16 protein-coding genes and 1 pseudogene are annotated in these 19,016 nt (G+C 70.5%); 2 read left to right on the top strand and 15 right to left on the bottom strand.

What is annotated here, in order from left to right:
- Positions 1-112: 112 nt before the first annotated feature.
- Positions 113-325 (top strand): hypothetical protein, encoded by a 213-nt coding sequence (locus tag RUR49_RS07850; protein ID WP_409145815.1) that lies wholly within the window; start codon positions 113-115, stop codon positions 323-325.
- Here RUR49_RS07850 and RUR49_RS07845 read toward each other — a convergent pair.
- The 7 genes from RUR49_RS07845 to RUR49_RS07815 all read right to left on the bottom strand — a co-directional run bounded on the left by RUR49_RS07845 (position 306) and on the right by RUR49_RS07815 (position 8,628).
- The gene (locus RUR49_RS07845) at positions 306-1,298 is read right to left on the bottom strand and encodes an LLM class flavin-dependent oxidoreductase (protein ID WP_409145814.1); all 993 of its coding nucleotides are present in this window, start codon (positions 1,296-1,298) and stop codon (positions 306-308) included. The genes RUR49_RS07850 and RUR49_RS07845 overlap by 20 nt on opposite strands.
- A 100-nt stretch (positions 1,299-1,398) precedes the next feature.
- Positions 1,399-3,057, bottom strand: coding sequence for an ABC transporter substrate-binding protein (locus RUR49_RS07840; protein ID WP_409145813.1), 1,659 nt, complete (start codon positions 3,055-3,057; stop codon positions 1,399-1,401).
- 16 nt (positions 3,058-3,073) lie between these two features.
- The gene (locus tag RUR49_RS07835; RefSeq protein ID WP_409145812.1) at positions 3,074-4,750 is read right to left on the bottom strand and encodes an ATP-binding cassette domain-containing protein; all 1,677 of its coding nucleotides are present in this window, start codon (positions 4,748-4,750) and stop codon (positions 3,074-3,076) included.
- Positions 4,747-5,601 carry an ABC transporter permease gene (locus RUR49_RS07830; protein WP_409145811.1) on the bottom strand — a complete coding sequence of 285 codons (855 nt, stop codon included), beginning with the start codon at positions 5,599-5,601 and terminating at the stop codon, positions 4,747-4,749. The genes RUR49_RS07835 and RUR49_RS07830 overlap by 4 nt, the downstream gene beginning before the upstream one ends.
- Before the next feature lie 3 nt (positions 5,602-5,604).
- Positions 5,605-6,621 (bottom strand): ABC transporter permease, encoded by a 1,017-nt coding sequence (locus RUR49_RS07825; RefSeq protein WP_409145810.1) that lies wholly within the window; start codon positions 6,619-6,621, stop codon positions 5,605-5,607.
- 14 nt (positions 6,622-6,635) lie between these two features.
- On the bottom strand, positions 6,636-8,015 hold the full coding sequence (locus RUR49_RS07820) for an NtaA/DmoA family FMN-dependent monooxygenase (RefSeq protein ID WP_409145809.1): 1,380 nt from the start codon (positions 8,013-8,015) through the stop codon (positions 6,636-6,638).
- A gap of 94 nt (positions 8,016-8,109) precedes the next feature.
- Entirely contained in the window at positions 8,110-8,628 is a 519-nt protein-coding gene (locus RUR49_RS07815; RefSeq protein ID WP_409145808.1) for a flavin reductase family protein, read from the bottom strand.
- Positions 8,629-9,151: 523 nt separating this feature from the next.
- Between RUR49_RS07815 and RUR49_RS07810 the strand changes: the two genes are divergently transcribed.
- A complete protein-coding gene (locus RUR49_RS07810) occupies positions 9,152-10,576 on the top strand; it encodes an FAD/NAD(P)-binding protein (RefSeq protein WP_409145807.1) in 1,425 nt (474 codons plus the stop codon).
- A gap of 105 nt (positions 10,577-10,681) precedes the next feature.
- Here RUR49_RS07810 and RUR49_RS07805 read toward each other — a convergent pair whose 3' ends face one another.
- The 8 genes and pseudogenes from RUR49_RS07805 to RUR49_RS07770 form a co-directional block, all read right to left on the bottom strand.
- The gene (locus RUR49_RS07805) at positions 10,682-12,118 is read right to left on the bottom strand and encodes an FAD/NAD(P)-binding protein (protein ID WP_409145806.1); all 1,437 of its coding nucleotides are present in this window, start codon (positions 12,116-12,118) and stop codon (positions 10,682-10,684) included.
- Positions 12,119-12,262: 144 nt separating this feature from the next.
- A complete protein-coding gene (locus RUR49_RS07800) occupies positions 12,263-13,309 on the bottom strand; it encodes a sulfate/molybdate ABC transporter ATP-binding protein (protein ID WP_409145805.1) in 1,047 nt (348 codons plus the stop codon).
- The gene (gene cysW, locus RUR49_RS07795; protein WP_409145804.1) at positions 13,306-14,193 is read right to left on the bottom strand and encodes a sulfate ABC transporter permease subunit CysW; all 888 of its coding nucleotides are present in this window, start codon (positions 14,191-14,193) and stop codon (positions 13,306-13,308) included. The genes RUR49_RS07800 and cysW overlap by 4 nt, the downstream gene beginning before the upstream one ends.
- A 4-nt stretch (positions 14,194-14,197) precedes the next feature.
- A complete protein-coding gene (gene cysT, locus RUR49_RS07790; RefSeq protein WP_409145803.1) occupies positions 14,198-15,022 on the bottom strand; it encodes a sulfate ABC transporter permease subunit CysT in 825 nt (274 codons plus the stop codon).
- Between the two features lie 128 nt (positions 15,023-15,150).
- Entirely contained in the window at positions 15,151-16,158 is a 1,008-nt protein-coding gene (gene cysP, locus RUR49_RS07785; RefSeq protein WP_409145802.1) for a thiosulfate ABC transporter substrate-binding protein CysP, read from the bottom strand.
- A 154-nt stretch (positions 16,159-16,312) separates the two neighbouring features.
- Positions 16,313-17,161 (bottom strand): ABC transporter permease, encoded by an 849-nt coding sequence (locus RUR49_RS07780; protein WP_409145801.1) that lies wholly within the window; start codon positions 17,159-17,161, stop codon positions 16,313-16,315.
- Positions 17,154-17,971 (bottom strand): annotated as a pseudogene (locus RUR49_RS07775) (ABC transporter ATP-binding protein). The gene RUR49_RS07780 and the pseudogene RUR49_RS07775 overlap by 8 nt, the downstream one beginning before the upstream one ends.
- 4 nt (positions 17,972-17,975) lie before the next feature.
- The gene (locus tag RUR49_RS07770; protein ID WP_409145800.1) at positions 17,976-18,977 is read right to left on the bottom strand and encodes an ABC transporter substrate-binding protein; all 1,002 of its coding nucleotides are present in this window, start codon (positions 18,975-18,977) and stop codon (positions 17,976-17,978) included.
- Between the last annotated feature and the right edge of the window lie 39 nt (positions 18,978-19,016).

The following is a 19,016-nucleotide window of genomic DNA, read 5'->3' as shown; positions in this document are numbered from 1 at the left end:
TATTTTCTCGAAATTAGACGGGGCAAGTCGCCTGTGCAACGTCAGGTATTCATCGCGTCAACGGTCCTCGGGGGTCGGGTGCACTGGAGTCTGAAGCGTCGGGAAGTGCGGGTTGTGGGTGGAGTGCTTCTCGTCAGCATCCATTCAACGCTTCGAATTCGAGCCGGGCTGCGGGCGCGGCAAAGACAAGCTCACCCTCAACCTGTTCCGGCTGACGGACGCCTCACCCGACGATCCCGACCTGTTGCCGCCACCGGACGAGGTCGCGGTCGAGATCGTCGAGAGCCGAGTAACGGCGATGCCGGCTACGACGCCAGCGCCCTGACTGGCGCGCTCGGCAAGACGGGCTGGCTCGCCCGCCGCTCGCCGAACACCTCCGCCGCGAGCAGCGACAGCGAGGCGGTCCACTGCCGGAGGGTGAGTTTCGCCGGGGCGACCTGGACGAGGAGGTCGTCGACGAGCGGCAGCAGCGGGTCCGCATCGAGGGCGTCGCGCACGTCGCGAGGGCTGCCGACGAGGACGGCCTCCTCGAGGCTGTAGGGCTCCGTCGGCGAGGCGCGGCGGGCGCGCAGCTCGGACGGTAACGCGGCCTCGAACTGGCGGCGTGCCTCGGCCCCGTCGGGGTGGACGAAGAGGTGGCGGGACATCGCGATGCGCTGGCGGGCGCCCGCGTGCTCGCGGAAGGTCGCGATGACGGCGGCGTGCTGGCGGCGGTTCTCGGCGAGCGTGCGCTTCTTCGAGGTGCCGACGAAGAGATGGTCGCCAGCCTCGGCGATCGCCCGCACGTCGGCGAGCTCGGTGCCGACGCGCCAGATCTTGTCGAGCAGCGCGCTGCCGGGCGGATGCAGCACCCGACCGCCGCCAAGCTCGGCGCCGGACAAAGCATGGCGCAGGGCGTGGAGGTGGCGCTCGAAGACGGCGTGCTGGTCGTCCCACGCCACCCCGAAGGCGTCGAAGGCCCAGTTCTCGAGGCCGGTGCCGACACCGAGCTCGAGGCGGCCGTGCGCCAGGAGATCGGCGATCGCCGCGTCCTCCGCGACGCGGATGGGGTTCTCGAGCGACAGCACGACGACGGCCGCGCCGAGGCGGATGCGGCTGGTGCGCTGGCTGGCGGCGGCGAGGAAGAGCAGCGGCGAGGCGACGCTGCCCTTGTCGGAACCGAAATGGTGGGACGTGATCCAGGCGCTGTCGAAGCCGAGCCGCTCGGCCACCTCGATGAGTTGCAGTCCGGCCTCGTATTGCCCCGCCGGGTCGGCCGTGCGGTCGTTGAGGCGGAACATGATGCCGATGTCGGGCACGCGTCTTCCCTCATATGGCCAGAGAGGCCCGGCGGAACGCCGCCGAGCCATCCGGCATCCGGCTGAGGCGGGGGACGGCCAGCGCCGCCCCCCTCCCCCGTCACTGGCTCTGCTGGTCGATCCAGGTGTTGTAGGCCCAGCCGTTCAGCAGGCCGCGCGGCGGGTCGATGAACGCCGTGACGTCATGGACGCTGTCGAGGGCCGCGACGTTGTAGCGGTCGAGATAGAGCGGCAGCGTGATCGCGTGGTCGATCAGGACGTACTGAGCGATCTTGTCGTAGGCTGCCTTGCGCGCCTCGTCGGTGAGCGCATAGCGGCCCTCCTCCAGCCAGGCGGTGACCTCCGGGCTGTCGAGACGCGGGCCGTTCACCGTGCCGTCTTTTGTGTAGACCTTGTCGAGGATGACGCCGGGATCGGTGCCGCCGACGGAGCGCGGGAAGATCTCGTAGGCGTTCGCCTCGCGGACCTTGTCGACGGTGCCCTCGTCGCGGAACTGCAGGTCGACCTCGACGCCGACATTGCGGCGCAGCTCCGCCTGATAGGCAGCGAGCACGGTGTCGAGCGGCGCCTTCGGCGTCGTCGCGATCAGCCGGACAGTGAGGCGCTTGCCGCTCGCGTCGGTGCGATAGCCCTCGGCGTCACGACCGGTCCAGCCGGCCTCGTCGAGGAGAGCGTTCGCCCGCGCGACGTTGCCGCCGTAGGCCTTCTCGACGCTCGCGTCATAGAACTTGCTCTGCGGCTGCACGATACCCCAGGCGCGCTCGCCAGTGCCCTTCAGCACCGAGGCGACGATGGCGTCGACGTCGGCGGCGTCCTGCAGGGCGCGGCGCACGCGCACGTCCTGCGTCGGTCCGCTCGTCGTGTTGAAGTAGAGCGAGGTCGGGGCGACGTTCGAGCCCTTGAACTCGTACTGGAAGCCGTCGACGCCGTCGAAGAGGTCGATGTCGTTCGGCGCGATGTCGACGGCCGCCTGCACCTCGCCGGAGGCCAGCAGGCCGGCGCGCACGGACGGCTCGCTGACATACTTCACCACCAATTCGTCGAGGTAGGCCGGGCCGGTGTGGTGGGCGGTGGCCGGCGGCGAGGTGTAGCCGTCGTTGCGCTTGAAGACGAGTTCCTGACCGGGGACGACCGCCGTCAGGATGAAGGGACCGGTGCCGGCGATGCCGACGCCGCCAGCCCGGACACCCGGGTTCTCGAGCGACGTCGGCGAGACGATCGAGCCCTCCAGCGACGCGAGCGTATGCAGGAAGTTCGCCGCCGGCGCCTTCAGCGTCAGCTGCACCGTGTGGTCGTCGATCACCTTCGTCTCGGCGAGCGCACGGAAAGTGTTCTTCGCTGCGCCGGGGGCGTACTTGCCGTCGATGACGCGGTCGAAGTTCGCCTTCACGGCCTCGGCGTTGAAGGGCTCGCCGTCGGTGAACGTTACCCCCTGGCGGAGATTGAAGGTGTAGACGAGGCCGTCGTCGGACTTCGTCCAGCTCTCGGCCAGCCAGGGATGGAAGCTCTCGTCGTAATCGGCGGCGACGAGGCTGTCATAGACGTTGCGCATCACCTGCGTCTGGCTGATGGCGCCGCGGTGATGCGGGTTGAGGCCCTCGTCCGGGAAGAACGGCAGCGCGATCGTCAGCGTGCCGCCGGACTGCGGGTTGCCGGCAGCCGGCGCAGTGTCGGCGAAGGCCGGCGTGAGGGTAGTGAGGCCGGCGGCGACGGCGATGACGGCGCCGCTCAGCCACGAGCGTCGAAGCTTGCTTGCCATGGTGAGATTTCCTCGTTCAAAGATGCGGCACGGCCTGCATCAGTTGTCGCGTGTAATCGACGGTCGACGTTCCGAATAAGGATTCGGACGACCCCTGATCGACGATCTTCCCCGAAAGCATGACAATTGTCTTGTCACACAGATGATTAACTACCCCGATATCATGGGATATGAACAGAAATGATGCGCTGTAGACGCTTCTGATATCGACAAATAAATCCAATATTTGCGCTTGTACGGAAACATCCAGCGCCGAGACCGGCTCATCACAGACGAGGACCTTCGGGTTGGAGCCGAGGGCGCGGGCGATGGAGACGCGCTGGCGCTGCCCCCCGGACAGCTCGCGGGGGTGGCGGTCGATCGTGCCGGCGGGGAGCTGCACGAGGTCGAGGAGCTCGCGAACGCGCCGCTCGCGGGCCTCGCGGTCCTGGTGGACGAGGGCAACGCTCTCGGCGACGACTTCGCGCACCGTGTAGCGAGGGTCGAAGGAGCCGAGGCTGTCCTGGCCGATCAGCTGCACCGTGCCGACGCCGGCGCGCCGGGCCGCCTTCGTCTCGCCGGGCCAGAGGGCGCCGTAGATGGTGATCGCGCCGGCATCGGGTGCGAGCAGGCCGGTGACGAGCTTGGCGACCGTCGACTTGCCCGATCCGGATTCGCCGACGAGGCCGACGATCTCGCGGGCGCGAATGGTGAAGGAGACCCCGTCGACCGCCTTGAACTCGCGGCCGCCCTCGCCGCGGTACCACTTCACCAGGCCCTCGCCCCGCACGACGGTCGGGCCGGCGTCGATGGCGACCGGAGAGGCCTCGGTGGCGGTCGGCTTCGGCAGTGCCGACAACCGCTTGCCACGCGATTGCAGGCCAGGAATCGCAGCGATCAGCTGACGCGTGTAGTCGCGCTGCGGCCGATAGAGCACGTCCCGCGCCGGCCCAGCCTCGACCACCCGGCCGCGGTTGAGCACGATGACGTCGTCGGCGATGTCGGCGACGACGGCGAAGTCGTGGCTGATCAGGATGAGCCCGCGGCCACCGCCGACCTTCTCCTTGAGAAGCTGCAGGATGCGCGCCTGGATCGTCACGTCGAGCGCCGTCGTCGGCTCGTCGGCGATGATCACGTCGGGATCCCCCGCGATGGCGGAGGCGATCAGCGCCCGCTGCCGCTGCCCGCCGGAGAGCTGGTGGGCGTACTGGCGCCGCTTGAGGCCGGGGTCGCGGATGCCGACGGAGGCGAGCAGCGTCTCGATCTCGCCGGCCGCGCGCCGCCGTGGCCACCAGGCCCCGTCGGCGGCGTCGAGCGCCTCGCTCACCTCCGCGCCGATGGTGCGCATCGGGTCGAGCGAGGTCAGCGCGTCCTGCAGGACGAGGCCGATGCGCCGGCCGCGCAGGCGCCGCCAGTCCGCCTCGCCGAAGCCGCGCGCGTCCCGCCCGAGCACGTCGAAGCGCTCGGCCGCGACCCGGGCGCCGGCGCCGGCGAGGCCGAGCAGGCTGCGGGCGCTGACCGACTTGCCGGAGCCCGACTCGCCGACGATCGCGAGCACGCGGCCGCGCCGCAGCGACAGGTCGAGACCGTCGACCACCGGCGGCGCCCCGGCCGGCGCGCCGTCGAATGCGACGCGCAGGCCACGAACGTCGATGAGGAGTTCGCCCGCGCCGGGGGCGGGAGCGTCCTGGCAGGGCCGCACGTGCACGGTCATCGGCCGCTCCTGCGCTCGAAGGACCGCTGGAAGTGCCGGCCGACGACGGTGACGGCGATGGCCGTGAGCGTGATGGCGAGGCCGGGGAACACGCCGGCCCACCAGGCGACGCGCAGGTCGCCGCGCGCCTCCGACAGCATCGAGCCCCACTCGGGGATCGGCTGGGCCGGCCCGAAGCCGAGGAAGCTCAGGCCCGCCGCGCCCAGGATGGCGCCGCCGACGCCGAGGGTGGCGAGCACCGGAACGGTGCCGAGGGCGTTCGGCAACACGTGGCGGAGCACGATCAGCGCCGGCGAGGCGACCGACAGCCGCGCCTGCTGCACGAAATCGGAGTGGATCACGGCGAGCGTTTCGGCGCGCACGACGCGGCCATAGCGCGGCGCCGAGGCGACGCCGATGGCGAAGATGAGGTTCCAGGTGCCCGGCCCGGTGAAGGTGATCAGAACCAGGGCGAACAAGAGGTCGGGGAAGGCCCCGATGACGTCGAAGGTGCGCGAGATCACCTCGTTGCCGATCCGCCCGGTCACCCCCGCGAGCAGCCCGAAGACGACGCCGAGCCCGACGCCGAGGACGGTGGATAGAACGCCGATGAACAGCGAGTACTGCGCCCCGTAGACGATGCGGCTGAACACGTCGCGGCCGAGCCCGTCGGTGCCGAGCAGGTTCTCGGCGCCCGGCGGCGACAGCGCCCGGCCGAAGTCGGTCAGCAGCGGATCGTGCGGCGCAACGAGGCCGGGCACTGCCACGACGACGGCGAGGAGGCCGAGGAAGCCGAAGGAGAGCGTGACCTCCCAGCGCGGCAGCCGCGGCAGCCGTCGTGGCTCACGCAGGTCGGTGAGGGAGAGTGTCATGGATCACCTCGCCCGCAGCCGCGGGTCGGCCCAGAGGTAGAGGATGTCGACGAGCGTATTGACCGCGACGTAGATGACGGCCGACAGCAGCGCGACGGCGAGCACGACGGGGATGTCCTGCAGGGTGACGGCGACGACGGTCGCCTGGCCGATGCCGGTGCGACCGAACACTTGCTCGACGACGACGGTGCCGGTCAGCATGCCGCCGACCGCCCAGCCCGACAGCGTCATCGCCGGCAGCAGCGAGTGCCGCAGCGCGTGGGCGTACTTGAGGCGGGTGAAACCGATGCCTCGGGCCCGCGCCGTCACCGAATAGGGCTGCTCCAGCGAGCGCTCGATGCCCTCGCGGATGACCTGGGAGAGCACCGCCGCGAGCGGCAGCGCCAGCGTCAGCCCCGGCAGGATGAGCTTCCTGAAGCCCGACCCCGCCGTCACCGGCAGCCAGCCGAGGTTGAAGGCGAAGATCGTGATGAGGACGATGCCGAGCCAGAACGACGGCATAGACGCGAACACCAGCTCGGTCAGCTGCGAGGCGCCCGCGACGATGCCCTTCCGCCCGGCGGTCGCCACCGCGATGACGATGCTGAGCAGGAGCGCGGTGACGACGGCGAAGGCGGTGAGCTCGGCGCTCGCCGCCAGACGCGGCCCGAACAGGATGTCGTTCACCGGCGCGTTCTGGGCGTAGGAGAAGCCGAAGTTCCCCTGCACGACGTTGCCGAGATAGTCGACGTACTGGTCGAGCAGCGGCCGGTCGAGGCCCCAGTCGCGCTCCACCGCCGCCCGGAGCTCCGGGGTGGCGACCTCGCCCATCAGCAGCGTCACCGGATCGCCGGGGGCGAAGTGGATGGAGAGGAAGCTCAGCGTCACCGCAGCCCACAGCACGAACACCGCCGAGGCGAGCTTGCCGGCGACATAGCGCGCGACGAAGCGCTGGCGCTCGAGCCGGCGGCCGCGCGCGCCCGCCTCCTCCTCCGGGTGGCCCCGCCCGACGGCGGGGCCCGTGCTCGACTGGACGGTCATGGTGGCGCCGCGGCTCAGCTGAACGAGGCTTCGGCGCGGCGGACGCGCTTGATGCCGTAGTTCTCCGAGAACCCGTCCGCCGGACGCTCGAGGCCGTAGGTGTCGCGCAGAGTCGTGCCGGGGTACTCGGTGCGGAACAGGCCGCGCTTCTGCAGCACCGGCAGGACGTGCTCGACGAAGGCGATCGCCACCTCCGGCAGCGCCGCCGGCATGACGTTGAAGCCGTCGACGGCGCCGGCGCGGTACCAGCTCTCGATCAGGTCGGCGATCTGCTCCGGCGCACCGATCGCCGCCACGTGGGTGAGGCCGCCGCCCTGCCGGGCGAGGATCTCGCGCACCGTCAGCCGTTCGCTGCGGGCGGTAGCGACGAGGGCCGCGAAGTGGCCCTGCTTGCTGCCCGAATGACCGTCCTCGGGGATGAGGTCCCAGGGGAGTTCCTTGTCGAGGACGAGCGCCTCCACCGGGACGCCGAGCTGCAGCGCCAGCGCGTTGATCGCATAGTGCTCGGTGTGAAGTTCCTGCAGCTCGCGCTCGCGGCGCCGGGCCTCGGCCTCGGTGGAGCCGACGAGGGTGACGAGGCCCGGCAGCACCTTGACCGTCTCCGGATCGCGGCCCCAGGCCTTGGCGCGGTCGCGCACCTTCGTGCGGAAGGCGAGCGCCGAGGCGAGGTCGTGCTGTACGGTGTAGACGGCGTCGGCGAAGCGCGAGGCGAGCCCGACGCCGTCCTCGGAGGAGCCGGCCTGGACGATCACCGGATGCCCCTGGGGCGAGCGCGGCAGGTTGAGCGGCCCGACGACGTTGACGTACTCGCCGACGTAGTCGATCTCGCGGATGCGCTTCTCGTTGACGAAGACGCCCGTCGTCTTGTCGGCGACGAAGGCGTCGTCGGCCCAGCTGTCCCACAGCTGGATCACCGCCTCGACGAACTCGTGGGCGCGCCGGTAGCGGGCCGCGTGGTCGAGCATCTTCGCCTGGCCGAAGTTCTGGGCGACGTCGTCGCCGGTCGTCGCGACGACGTTCCAGGCGGCGCGGCCCTTGCTGACGTGATCGAGCGTCGAGATGCGGCGGGCGAGGTTGTAGGCGGAGTTGTAGGAGCTCGAGGCCGTGGCGACGAGGCCGATGCGGCTCGTGTGCTGCGCCACGGCGCCGAGCGCCACCGTCGGATCGAGGCCGCGGAAAGGCCGGTATTCGCCGCGATAGCGCCAGACCGGCGTGTCGGCGAGGAAGACCGCGTCGAGCAGCCCCTTCTCGGCGATCTTCGCCACCTCGATGTAGTGGTCGAGGCTGCTGTAGTGCTGCCCGTCCTTCTCCCCCGCCCGCCAGGCGCCCGGAAAGACGCCGCCGGGGATGAGGTTGAGGTTGAGGGTCAACGACTTCGGCTTCGGCTTGGTCATGGTCGAGTTCCATTCTGGGGAGCCGAGCGGGCCGCGTCCGACGCGGCGCCGCGGCGTGGCGGTGCTGACGGGAATGCTGGGACGGGGCGGTCCCTCAGTCGCTGAACGAGCCGTAGCGGCCGTTGGCGTAGACCAGCGAGGGACCGACGCCGAGCGTGATGGCCGCGACGCGGCCGAGGATGATCGCGTGGCTGTGCCGCTCGATCGCCTCCTCGAGTTCGCAGTCGATGACCGCGAGAGCCCCGCCCAGCCCGAGGGCGCCGGTCGAAAGTTCGACCCAGTCGGCCTCCGCATAGCGCTCGGCGCCCTTCACGCCACCCCTGCCCGCGAACCTGTCGGCGACATCCTGGTGGTGGCGACCGAGAACGTTGACGCAGAAGTGGCCGTGCCGCCGGATGGCCGGCCAGGTCGACGACGACAGGTTGATGTTGACGATCATCGTCGGCGGCTCGACCGACAGCGCGGTCGCCGAGGTGACGGTGGCGCCGGTGCGCGCCTCGCCGAGGCCAGCCGTGATGACGCTGACGCCGCCGGCGAGCGCTCGCATCGCCTGCTTCAAGGCGTGGGCGTCGGCAGCAGGCTGGCGAACCGGGTGTGGGAAGGCGACGTTCATCGGCTGCGCGTCCTGTGCTTCGGATAGGAAGGTGGCTCCGGGCGTCGACGCACCCCGGCCACGACGTCGGCGGCCCCGAGAGAAGCGGGGCTACTGACGACAAATCTCCAGCGCAATCCCCGTGCCAGAGACTTTCCTATTTTGAATCAATAGCTTGAGGGAGTGGTCCGGACCGGGCTGTGGCGGCTTCGCCGCAGCACGCGGGCGGGACTGCGGTCAATCCGTCACGCGATCTGCACCGTCCCTGCAGCTGTCTTGCCGTAGAAGATCGGCTTCCGAAATAATCATCCTGCTGGAATGACACCATGAAGCATGAATTCGCTGCGTCAATCGCAGCAGATCGTTCAGCTAAATGAGCGAAGACGTTAGGTGTATCCGCCGCTGTACTGGTGGCACGGATAATGCTGATTGCGGGCCGCTTCACCCGTCACGACGAGAGGCAGATCATGCAGCGCATGCACGACGACCATCTGGAACGGCTCCGGCGCCGCTCTTCGAGACGGAAGGCCGGCGGAGGACGGTCGTGAGCGGCTTTCGCGGCGCGGCCGGCCGGCCCCAGGTGGTGATCGTCGGTGGCGGCTTCTCCGGCGCCGCGGTGGCGTGGCACCTCGCGCGCACGGGAACCACCGAGATCGCCATCACCGTGGTGGAGCCCCGGTCGCGACTGGGCGCCGGCCTCGCCTACGGGACCGACGACCCGTCGCACCGCATCAACGTGCCCGCCGCCAAGATGAGCCTCGACCCGGGGGATCCCGGCCATTTCGTGCGGTGGGTGGAGGCGCGCGAGGCCGTGCGGGACGACCCGGACGCGGCCGCGCCCGGCGGTCAGCTCTTCCCGCGGCGGTCGGTGTTCGGCGCCTACGTCGGCGACCAACTCGATCCGCTGCTCGCAGCCGGGGTCGTCGCACACGTCCGCGACCGGGTCGTGGACGTGACGCCGGCCGGACGGCGCTTCGCCGTCGCGCTGGAGGGGGGCGCGACCCTCGTCGCAGACCTCCTCGTCCTCGCCGTCGGCCACACCGAGCCGCAGCCCCCGGCGGGTTTTGCCGAGGCCCTTGAGCATCATCCGCGTTTCATCGCCAACCCCTGGGCACCGCAGGCATTCGCACCGCTGCGCCCCGACGACCGCGTGCTCGTCGTCGGCACGGGGCTGACGATGGCCGACGTGGTGGCGAGCCTCGACGCCGCCGGCCACCGTGGCCCGATCACCGCGATCTCCCGCCGCGGCCTCGCCTCCCGGGGGCACGGGCCGGCGGGTTCCGCGTTCGGCGATTTCTCATCCGCCCCGGCGCGCACGAGCCGCGCGCTGCTGCGGCGCATTCGCAAAACCCTCGACGAGGCCGCCACGGCGGGCAGGCCGTGGCAGCACGTCATCGACGCTGTCCGGGAGCAGGGAACCGCCATCTGGGCGGCACTGCCGCACGAGGAACGCCGCCGCCTGCTGCGCCACCTGCGACCCTTCTGGGACAGCCACCGCTTCCGCGTCGCGCCGCAGGTCGCGGCGACGATCGCCCGCCGGCGCCGCGCTGGCACTCTCGCGATCCGCGCGGCCCTGACGCGCGACGTCGTCCGCGACGGTGACACCATCCACATCGATCTGCAGGATCGCTGGAGCGGCGCCTCGACGCGGCTGACGGTGGATGCGGTGATCCTCGCTACCGGGCCGGCAGCAGGGCGCCTGTTCGATCGCCTGCCGGTGCTGAGGAGCCTGCATCGCCTCGGCGCGATCCGGCCCGATGCCCTGCGCCTCGGCATCGAGACCGACCGCCACGGCCGCGCGGTCGGCGCGTCCGGGGAAACGGACCCGCGAATCCTGGTGGCGGGTCCCCTCGCCCGCGCAACGTTCGGCGAACTGATGGGGCTTCCCGAAGTGGCGATCCACGCCGTCCGGGTGGCCGACGCGGTCCGGGCGGCCCTGGCACAGACGGTATCGCTGGCGAACGCGTGACGACACTGCCCGTCCCCCGGATCGATGCGACCCGGGTGATGGGTCGCTCACCCACCGGGTCCGAGGCGTTCGCGGCCGGCGGATGGCGCCGTCCGATCGGCCGCGCTATCGCCCTCCAGCGACCCTGACCTGCCGGTAGTGCCGCGCGAAGGCGTCGGCGGCGATGCGGGCGGCAACGTCGGCGCACTGCTCGCGGATCTCCGGGACGGCGACGATCTCCCACAGGCGACCGGTGCCGAGCGGGCCGAGGGCGAAGAGGGCGTTGTCGGCGCGGCCGTTGCGGTCGAGCACGCGGCCGTCAGCATCGATGTCGACGCCGAGGCCGGCAGGATCCTCACGCAGGAGCCCGGCCTCGGCCAGGTCCCGCAGCAGCGGCTGCGAGCGCACGGGGGCGCCGCGGTCGAGGCCGGCGCAGTTCAGCACGCGGTCGACGCGCACCTCCACGGGGACCGCGTCGCCGCGCGGGCGCAGCGTGACCGCCACCTTGTCGTCCGCTGTGCTGCGCCGGAGGGCCAGGACCCGCCCGCGCACGACCTCAAGGCGGCCCGATGCCCGCCACTCGGCGACGCGAGCCGCCACCTCGGGTGCGAAGCGGTGGCGGTGGATGTTCCAGAACGGTGCGACGCGGCGCAGGAAGCGGCGCCGGTCCTCGCTGCCGAGGCCCTGCCAGAGCTCCTGCAGGCGGGGACGGAGGCCATCGACGACGGGACGCCAGTCGCGCCCGGCGGCGATCTCCGCCTTCGCCTTCGTGCGTACGAGCCGCGACAACTCGACGAGCGGCGTCGTCGCCGCGACGGTGGCGAGCGCCAGCGGCGGCTGCCGCGGCTCGCGGTGGGCGAGCGGTAGCAGGCCGCGGCGCGACACGGCGACGATGCGGCCGCGGTGGCCGCGGGCGGTCAGTGTCAGCACCTGGTCGATCATCGTCAGGCCGGTGCCGATGACGAGAACGGCGTCGTCGTCGGCCACGGCATCAAGGGCCGAGGGCTGCCAGGGATCGAGGATGATGCCGTCGCCGACCGCCCGGTCGACGACGTCCGCCGGGACCGGAAGGCCGGTTGGGATGTTGCCGAGGCACAGCGCCGTCGCCTCGGCGACGATCGGGCCGCCGCCGTCGAGGTCGATTCGAAGCCCGCCGGCGACCGGCGTGGCCGCCAGCGCGGCCTGCCCGAAGCGCAGCAGGGTGACGCGGCCGGCCGCGTCCCGTTCTGCCGCTGCGAGCCGGTCGGAGACGTAACGCCCATAGGCGCGGCGCGGGGCGAAGCTGTAGGGCAGCGCGTCGGCCGCGATCCCGTGGCCTTCGGGCGCGTCCCCGAGCCAGCGGACGAAGTCGGTCGGGTCGGCCGGAAACAGGCTCATCCGACCAGCCGGGACATTGATGCGATGGTCCGGATCCGCGGTTCCGTAGGCCACGCCACGCCCGGCGTCCTCGCCAGTGCCGATGAGCGCGACGCGGGCGCGCTGCGGCATCCGGCGGAGCAGATTTACGGCCAGTGCGGCGCCGGTGAAGCCCGCACCGATGATGGCGACGTCGACATGCTGCATGGAGGTCACCCAGACTGTCACAACAGGTACGAGGCCAATCGGTGCACCTTGAAGGCGATAAAGTCGATTGATTTTGTCGTTATTTGGACAGGAGCGTTTCGGTGTGTCGGCGCAAGGGCCGTTTCCGCCTCTACAGACCCGCTCTTAGCGGTCCGGCACGGCCGAAAAGATGCGCGCGCGCAGCAGGCTGATGCCGCCGTGATCGCCGGCCTCAGCCTCGTTCTCCGGGCCGACATCGAGTTCGATCTCGTCGCCCGTGACGGTGCGGGCGACCAGGCGGCGGCTGCCGGGGCGGTCGAGGACGCGGACGAGCCGGGCCGGCACGGCGTCACCGTCGTCTCGGGCGCCGGATCGCCAGGCGACGTCGGCCGGGCGGACGAAGGCCCAGGCCGGGCCGTCGAGGACACCGGGGGCCGGGTGACGGACGTGTCCGGCGACGGTGGCAACGCCGGCCGCGACGCTCGCCGGGAGGCGGTGGGTGTCGCCGAGGAAGGTCATCACGAAGGCGGAGGCCGGCTCGCGGCAGAGCTCGCGCGGCGCGCCGACCTGCTCGATGCGGCCGTGATCGAGGATCACCACGCGGTCGGCGAGGTCGAGGGCCTCCTCCTGGTCGTGGGTGACAAACAGGGTGGTGATGCCGAGGCGCTCATGCATCTCGCGCAGCCAGCGGCGCAGCTCGCGGCGGACATTTGCGTCGAGTGCGCCGAACGGCTCGTCGAGCAAGAGCACCTGCGGGTCGACGGCGAGTGCGCGGGCGAGCGCGACGCGCTGGCGCTGGCCGCCTGAAAGCTGGGCCGGGAAGCGGCCGCCAAGGCCGTCGAGTTGCATCAGCGACAGAAGCTCCTCGACGCGGGCCACGACCTCGGCCTCAGGCCGGCGGTCGCGGGCGGCGCGCATGCCGAAGGCGATGTTGTCGGCCACCTTCATGTGCGGGAACAGCGCGTAGTGCTGGAAGACGAAGCCGACACCCCGGTCGCGAACGGGTATGTCCGTCGCATCGACGTCGCCGAACAGGATGCGGCCGGCATCCGGGAAGGCGAGGCCGGCGACCATCCGCAACAGCGTCGTCTTGCCGGAACCGGAGGGCCCGAGCAGCGCCACGAGCTCGCCGGAGGCGATCTCCAGCGACACGTCGCGGACGGCGTGCACCCCGTCGAAGCGCTTGCCGACGCCGTCGAGACGGATCCTCATGCGGGCTTCTCCTCGCCGACCGGGGTCGGGACAACGGCCGCCGTCGGGCGCGCGCGACCGGCGCCGCGGCCCTCGAGTGCGACCTTGGCGACGAGGGTGAACAGCGCGATCACCGTCAGCACCGAGGCGGCGGCGAAGGCGCCGACGGCGTTGTAGTCCTGGTAGAGCAGCTCGATGTGCAGCGGCAGCGTGTTGGTCTGGCCGCGGATGTTGCCCGACACCACGGATACCGCCCCGAATTCGCCCATGACGCGGGCGTTGCAGAGGACGACACCGTAGAGCAGCGCCCACTTCACGCCGGGCAGCGTCACCGTCAGGAAGGTTCGGAAGCCCGAGGCGCCGAGCGAGGTCGCGGCTTCCTCGAGCTCGGTGCCCTGCGCCTGCATCAGCGGGATGAGTTCGCGCGCCACGAACGGCGCGGTGACGAAGATGCTCGCGAGCACGATGCCGGGCAGCGCGAACAGGATGGCGACGTCGTACTCGCGCAGCGTCGGGCCGAACAGGCCCTGCAGGCCGTAAACGAACATCAGCGCCACGCCGGCGACGATCGGCGAGATCGAGAACGGCAGCTCGATGATCACCAGCAGCAGCTTGCGGCCGGGAAACTCGAACTTGGTGATCGCCCACGCGGCGGCGATGCCGAAGACGGTGTTGACCGGCACGGCGATCAGGGCCGTGACCACCGTCAGCCAGATCGCGTGCAGCGTGTCCGGGTGAAGGATGTTGGCGGCATAGGTGGCGAGCCCCGACGAGAAGGCTCGCACGACGATCACGGCGATCGGCGCCACGACCAGCACGATCGCGACGAGAGCGACGCCGCCGATCAGCATGCGGCGCACGACGGCACCGTCGCCGATCCGCAAGGTGGGTTCGCGCGCGGCCATTCCTCTAGCGGCCCTTGTCGAGATAGCGCAGGCCGCGGGCCTGCAGGGCGTTGGTGACGGCGAGCATGACGAAGGCGGCGATCAGGATCACCGAGGCGATGGCGGCCGACGCCTCATAGTCGAACTCCTCGAGGCGGATGAAGGCGAGCAGCGCGGTAATCTCCGTCTCGAAGGGCTGGTTACCAGCGATGAAGATGACGGCGCCGAACTCGCCGAGGCTGCGCGCAAAGGCGAGCGACGAGCCGGCGAGCAGCGCCGGCATCAGGAGCGGCAGGATCACCGTGCGGAAGATCCGCCCCTCCCCCGCGCCGAGGCTGAGAGCGGCCTCCTCCAGCGCCGGCTCGAGGTCCTCCAGCACGGGCTGCACAGTGCGCACGATGAACGGCAGGCTGGTGAAGGCCATCGCCACCATGATGCCGAGCGGCGTGAAGGCGACCTTGATGCCGAGCGCGGCGAGCGGCGCGCCGTACCAGCCGTTTTCGGCAAACAGCGTGGTGAGGGCGATGCCGGCGACCGCCGTCGGCAGGGCGAACGGCAGGTCGACGAGGGCGTCGAGCAGACGGCGGCCGGGGAAGCGGTAGCGCACCAGCACCCAGGCGAGCGCGAAGCCGAAAACGACGTTGAACGCCGTTGCCACCGCCGCCGCGCCGATCGTCACCCGGTAGCTCGCCACCGCCCGCGGCGCCGAGACGATGCGCCAGTAGTCCTCCAGCCCGAGGCTCGCCGCCTTGAAGACGAGGGCGCCCAGCGGCAGGCAGACGATGATTGAGACGTAGAGGACGGTGATGCCGAGGCTGAGCGGCAAGCCAGGGAGAACACGGCGCGACAACGGACGGCTCCCTCCGGCTGTGGGCTGGCGGACGACGAGCGGCGAGGACGCTCGCCACAACGACGATGGGGGCCGCCAATGGCGGCCCCCGCTGCACCTGTCAACCGTGCGCGGGCGGAAGGGTGCGATCAGCGGCTGCCGTAGAGGCGGTCGAGCGTCGCGTCAGCGGCGAAATGTTCCTTCGTCGCCTGGTCCCAGCCGCCGAACACTTCCTCCACCGTGAGAAGCCGCACCTCGGGGAACTGATCCTTGAACTCCGCCACCACCGCCGGGTCGTGCACGCGGTTGCCGTGCTCGGCGACGATGCGCTGGCCTTCGGTGGTGTAGAGGAAGTCGAGATAGGCCTTGGCGAGGTCGCGGCTGCCGCGCTTGTCGACGACGGTGTCGACGATCGCCACCGGGAACTCGGCAAGCAGGCTGACCGAGGGCGTGACGGTGTCGAACTTGTCGGCGCCGTACTCCTTCTGGATGCCGCGGGTCTCCGCCTCGAAGGTGATCAGCACGTCGCCGATCTCGCGCTCGACGAAGGTCGTCGTGGCGGCACGGCCGCCGGTGTCGAACACCGGAACGTTGTCGAACAGCTTGGAGACGAATTCCTCCACCTTCGCCTGATCACCGCCGAACGCCTCCTTCGCGTAGGCGGTGGCAGCGAGATAGGTGTAGCGGGCGTTGCCGGAGGTCTTCGGATTGGGGAAGATCACCTTGACGTCGTCACGGACGAGGTCGCCCCAGTCCTTGATGTTCTTCGGATTGCCGGAGCGCACGAGGAAGGCCGGCAGCGAGTAGTACGGCGAGGCGTCGTTGGGGAATTCCGACTTCCAGTCGGCCGAGACGAGGCCGCCCCTGTCGACGAGGACGTCGATGTCCGTCACCTGGTTGAAGGTGACGACGTCGGCCTGCAGCCCCTCGAGGATGGCGCGGGCCTGGCGCGACGAGCCACCGTGGGACTGGTCGATGGTGACGTCCACCCCCGTCTTCGCCTTGTGGTCGGCGATGAAGGCGGTGTTCACGGCGGCGAACAGCTCGCGCGAGATGTCGTAGGAGGCGTTCAGCAGCGTCGTCGGCGCCTGCTGGGCGGCTGCGGGAACGGCAACCAATGCCAAGGCGGTCGCGGCGGCGATCGTGAAACGTCTCATGGTGGCTCCTCGGGCGGGTGTCCGACGCTGTCGGCCGGACAATAGGGGTTGCAGCGGCGCGATCCGAGCAACACGGTTGCTGTGGAAGTCCGCAGGCGGGATCATCGCGCCGCCGGCGGCGGGATTTCTGGAATCTCGTTCCGACGCGCGCCGTTCAGCGCTGCATGCCCCAGCGGCGCACGGTCACCGCCTCGATGGTGCGGAACAAAACCACCTCGACCACCAGGCCGATCAGGATCACGGTCGCGAGACCCGCGAACACCTTGTCGGTGAGGAGCTCGTTGCGGTTGCGGTAGATGAACCAGCCGAGGCCGCCCTGGCTCGAGCTCATGCCGAAGACGAGTTCGGCTGCGATCAGCGTCCGCCAGGCGAAAGCCCAGCCGATCTTCAGCCCCGACAGGATCGACGGCAGCGCCGCCGGCACCAGGATGCGCAGCACGTAGGACGGCCCCTTGAGGCCGTAGTTGCGACCGACGAGGCGCTGTGTCTCCGGCACCGCCTCGAAGCCGGTGAGGAGCGCCAGCGCGAACGGCCACAGCACCGCGTGGATCTGCACGAACAAGAGGCTCTTCTCACCGAGCCCGAACCACAGGAGCGCGATCGGCAGGAGCGCGATCGCCGGCAGCGGATTGAACATCGCCGTCAGCGTCTGCAGGACCTCGCGCACGAAACCGTTGGCGACGGCGAGCGAGACGAAGACGAGGGCGATCGCGATGGCGACGACGTAGCCCTTGAGGAGCACGCCCAGCGAGGCGGCGGCCGCCTCCATCAGTTGGTCGCTGCGCACCGCGTCGACGAAGGCAGCCGCCGTGTCGAGGAAGCTCGGCAGCATCAGCGGGTTGTTCTGCCACACCGCGGCCGCCTGCCAGGCCGCGGCGAGCAGCACGAGGACAAAGGCGCGGCGGACGAGCGTGTGGGCCGCGGCCGCCCTCAGCCAGTCGCCGAGAGTGGTGCCGGGCGCGGCAGGCCCGGCCTTGCCGGTGCCAGCGGTCAGGTCAGTCATCGCGGTGGCTCCCGGGACGGGCGAACAGCAGGGTCTCGACGTCGCGCACCACCGCCTCGAAGCGCGCCGTGCCGACATCGGCGAGGCCGAACGCGCCGGTGTCGTAGGTGGCGAGGGTGCGGCCGGGATGCGGGCTGAGGAGGTGCAGCGAGGTGCCGATCAGCACCGCCTCGTCGATCGCATGGGTGACGAAGAGCAGCGTGAAGCCAAGTTCCTCGGCGAGCTGCAGCAGGTCCTGCTGCAGGCGCCGGCGGGTGAGCGCGTCGAGGGCGGCGAACGGCTCGTCCATCAGGAGCACGTCGGGCTCGGTGGCGAGCGCCCGGGCGATCGCCGCGCGCTGCTTCATGCCCCCGAGAGCGTGTGCGGATAGGCGTCGATCGCCCGCTCCAGCCCGACCTTGCCGAGCGCCGCGACGGCGCGCTCGCGCGCCTCCTCCGTCGACAGCCGCCGCGCCACCCGCAGCGGGAACATGACGTTCTGCGCCACCGTCTTCCAGGGGAGCAGCTGGTCGAACTCCTGGAAGACGACGATGCGCTCGGGGCTCGGACCGGTCACCGGCTTGCCGCGCGTGCGGATGGTGCCGGCGGTCGGGCGCTGGAAGCCGGCGACCATCCTGAGGATCGAGGACTTGCCGCAGCCGGACGCGCCGATCAGCACCAGCCGCTCGCCCTGCCGGACGGTGAAGCCGACGTCCTCCACCGCCCGCACCGTGCCGCGGTCGGTGGTGTAGTCGAGGACGAGGCCCTCCGCCTCGAGGACGGAGGGCGCCGTCGCGGCGCGGGAAGCCGCCACCGCGGTCGCGTGCAGCATCGGCTCAGCTCCCCGGCTGCGCGTGCAGTTCCTCGAAGGTGTAGTCGGTCCAGCTCTTCGCTTCCGTCTTGATCGCGCCGGTGCGGTAGAGGAAGTCCGCGAACACCTGCGTGCGCTGCGGCACCGTGGTGTACTGCACCTCCGGGTTCTCCAGCACCTCGAGGACGAAAGCCGGATCGAGCCTGGACTTCTCGATCCGGACGTAGGTCTCGGCGGCGGCCGGCTTGTTGGCGGCGATCCACGCCGTCGCCTCCTGGAAGGCGTCGTAGAAGGCCTTGTAGGTCTTCGGGTTGTCGGCGCGGAACTTGATCGTCGTGTAGACGAGCGTCGGCGTCGCCGGGCCGCCGAGGATGTCGTAGGAGCTCAGCACCTTGTGCACCTTGCCGCTCGCCAGCGCCTGCTCCTGGAACGGCGAGTTGGAGATGTGGGCGGTGATCTCAGTCGAGCCGGAGAGGAGCGCGGCGGTGGCGTCCGGGTGCGGCAGCGTGATTGTCAGGCCATCGAGCTGCTTGTGGTTGCCGACGCCGAACTCCTTTTCGGCGGCGATCTGCAGGAGCCGCGCCTGCACCGAAACGCCGACGGCCGGCAGCGCGATCTTGTCGGCCGCCGTGAAGTCCGTCAGCGCCTTGACGTTCGGATTGTTGGTAACGAGGTAGTTCGGCTGCGCCCCGAGCGCCCCGATGATCTTCACCGAGCCGCCGGTCTTGTCCCACAGCGTCAGGAACGGCCCGATGCCGGCGGCGGCGACGTCGACATTGCCGGAGAGCAGCGCCTCGTTGATGGCGGCACCGCCCGAGAGCTTCGCCCACTCGACCTTGATGTCGAGCCCTTCCGCCTTGCCGTACTTCTCGATCAGGCCCTGATCGCGGATGACGTGCAGCGGCAGGTAGAGCGTGCCGAACTGCTCGACGATGCGGATCAGCCCCTCGGCCTTCGCGGGCAGGCCGGCGACAACGAGCGAGGCCGTCAGGACGGCGGCGGTGGCGGCCTTTGTCAGTATCTTCATGGCAGAATTCCTTCCTGGAACGTGATGAGACCGGCTGCG

Source organism: Pseudoxanthobacter sp. M-2, from assembly GCF_046156265.1.
Taxonomy (GTDB): Bacteria; Pseudomonadota; Alphaproteobacteria; order Rhizobiales; family Segnochrobactraceae; genus CAMDHY01.
This window is presented reverse-complemented; position numbering and strand designations above follow the sequence as displayed.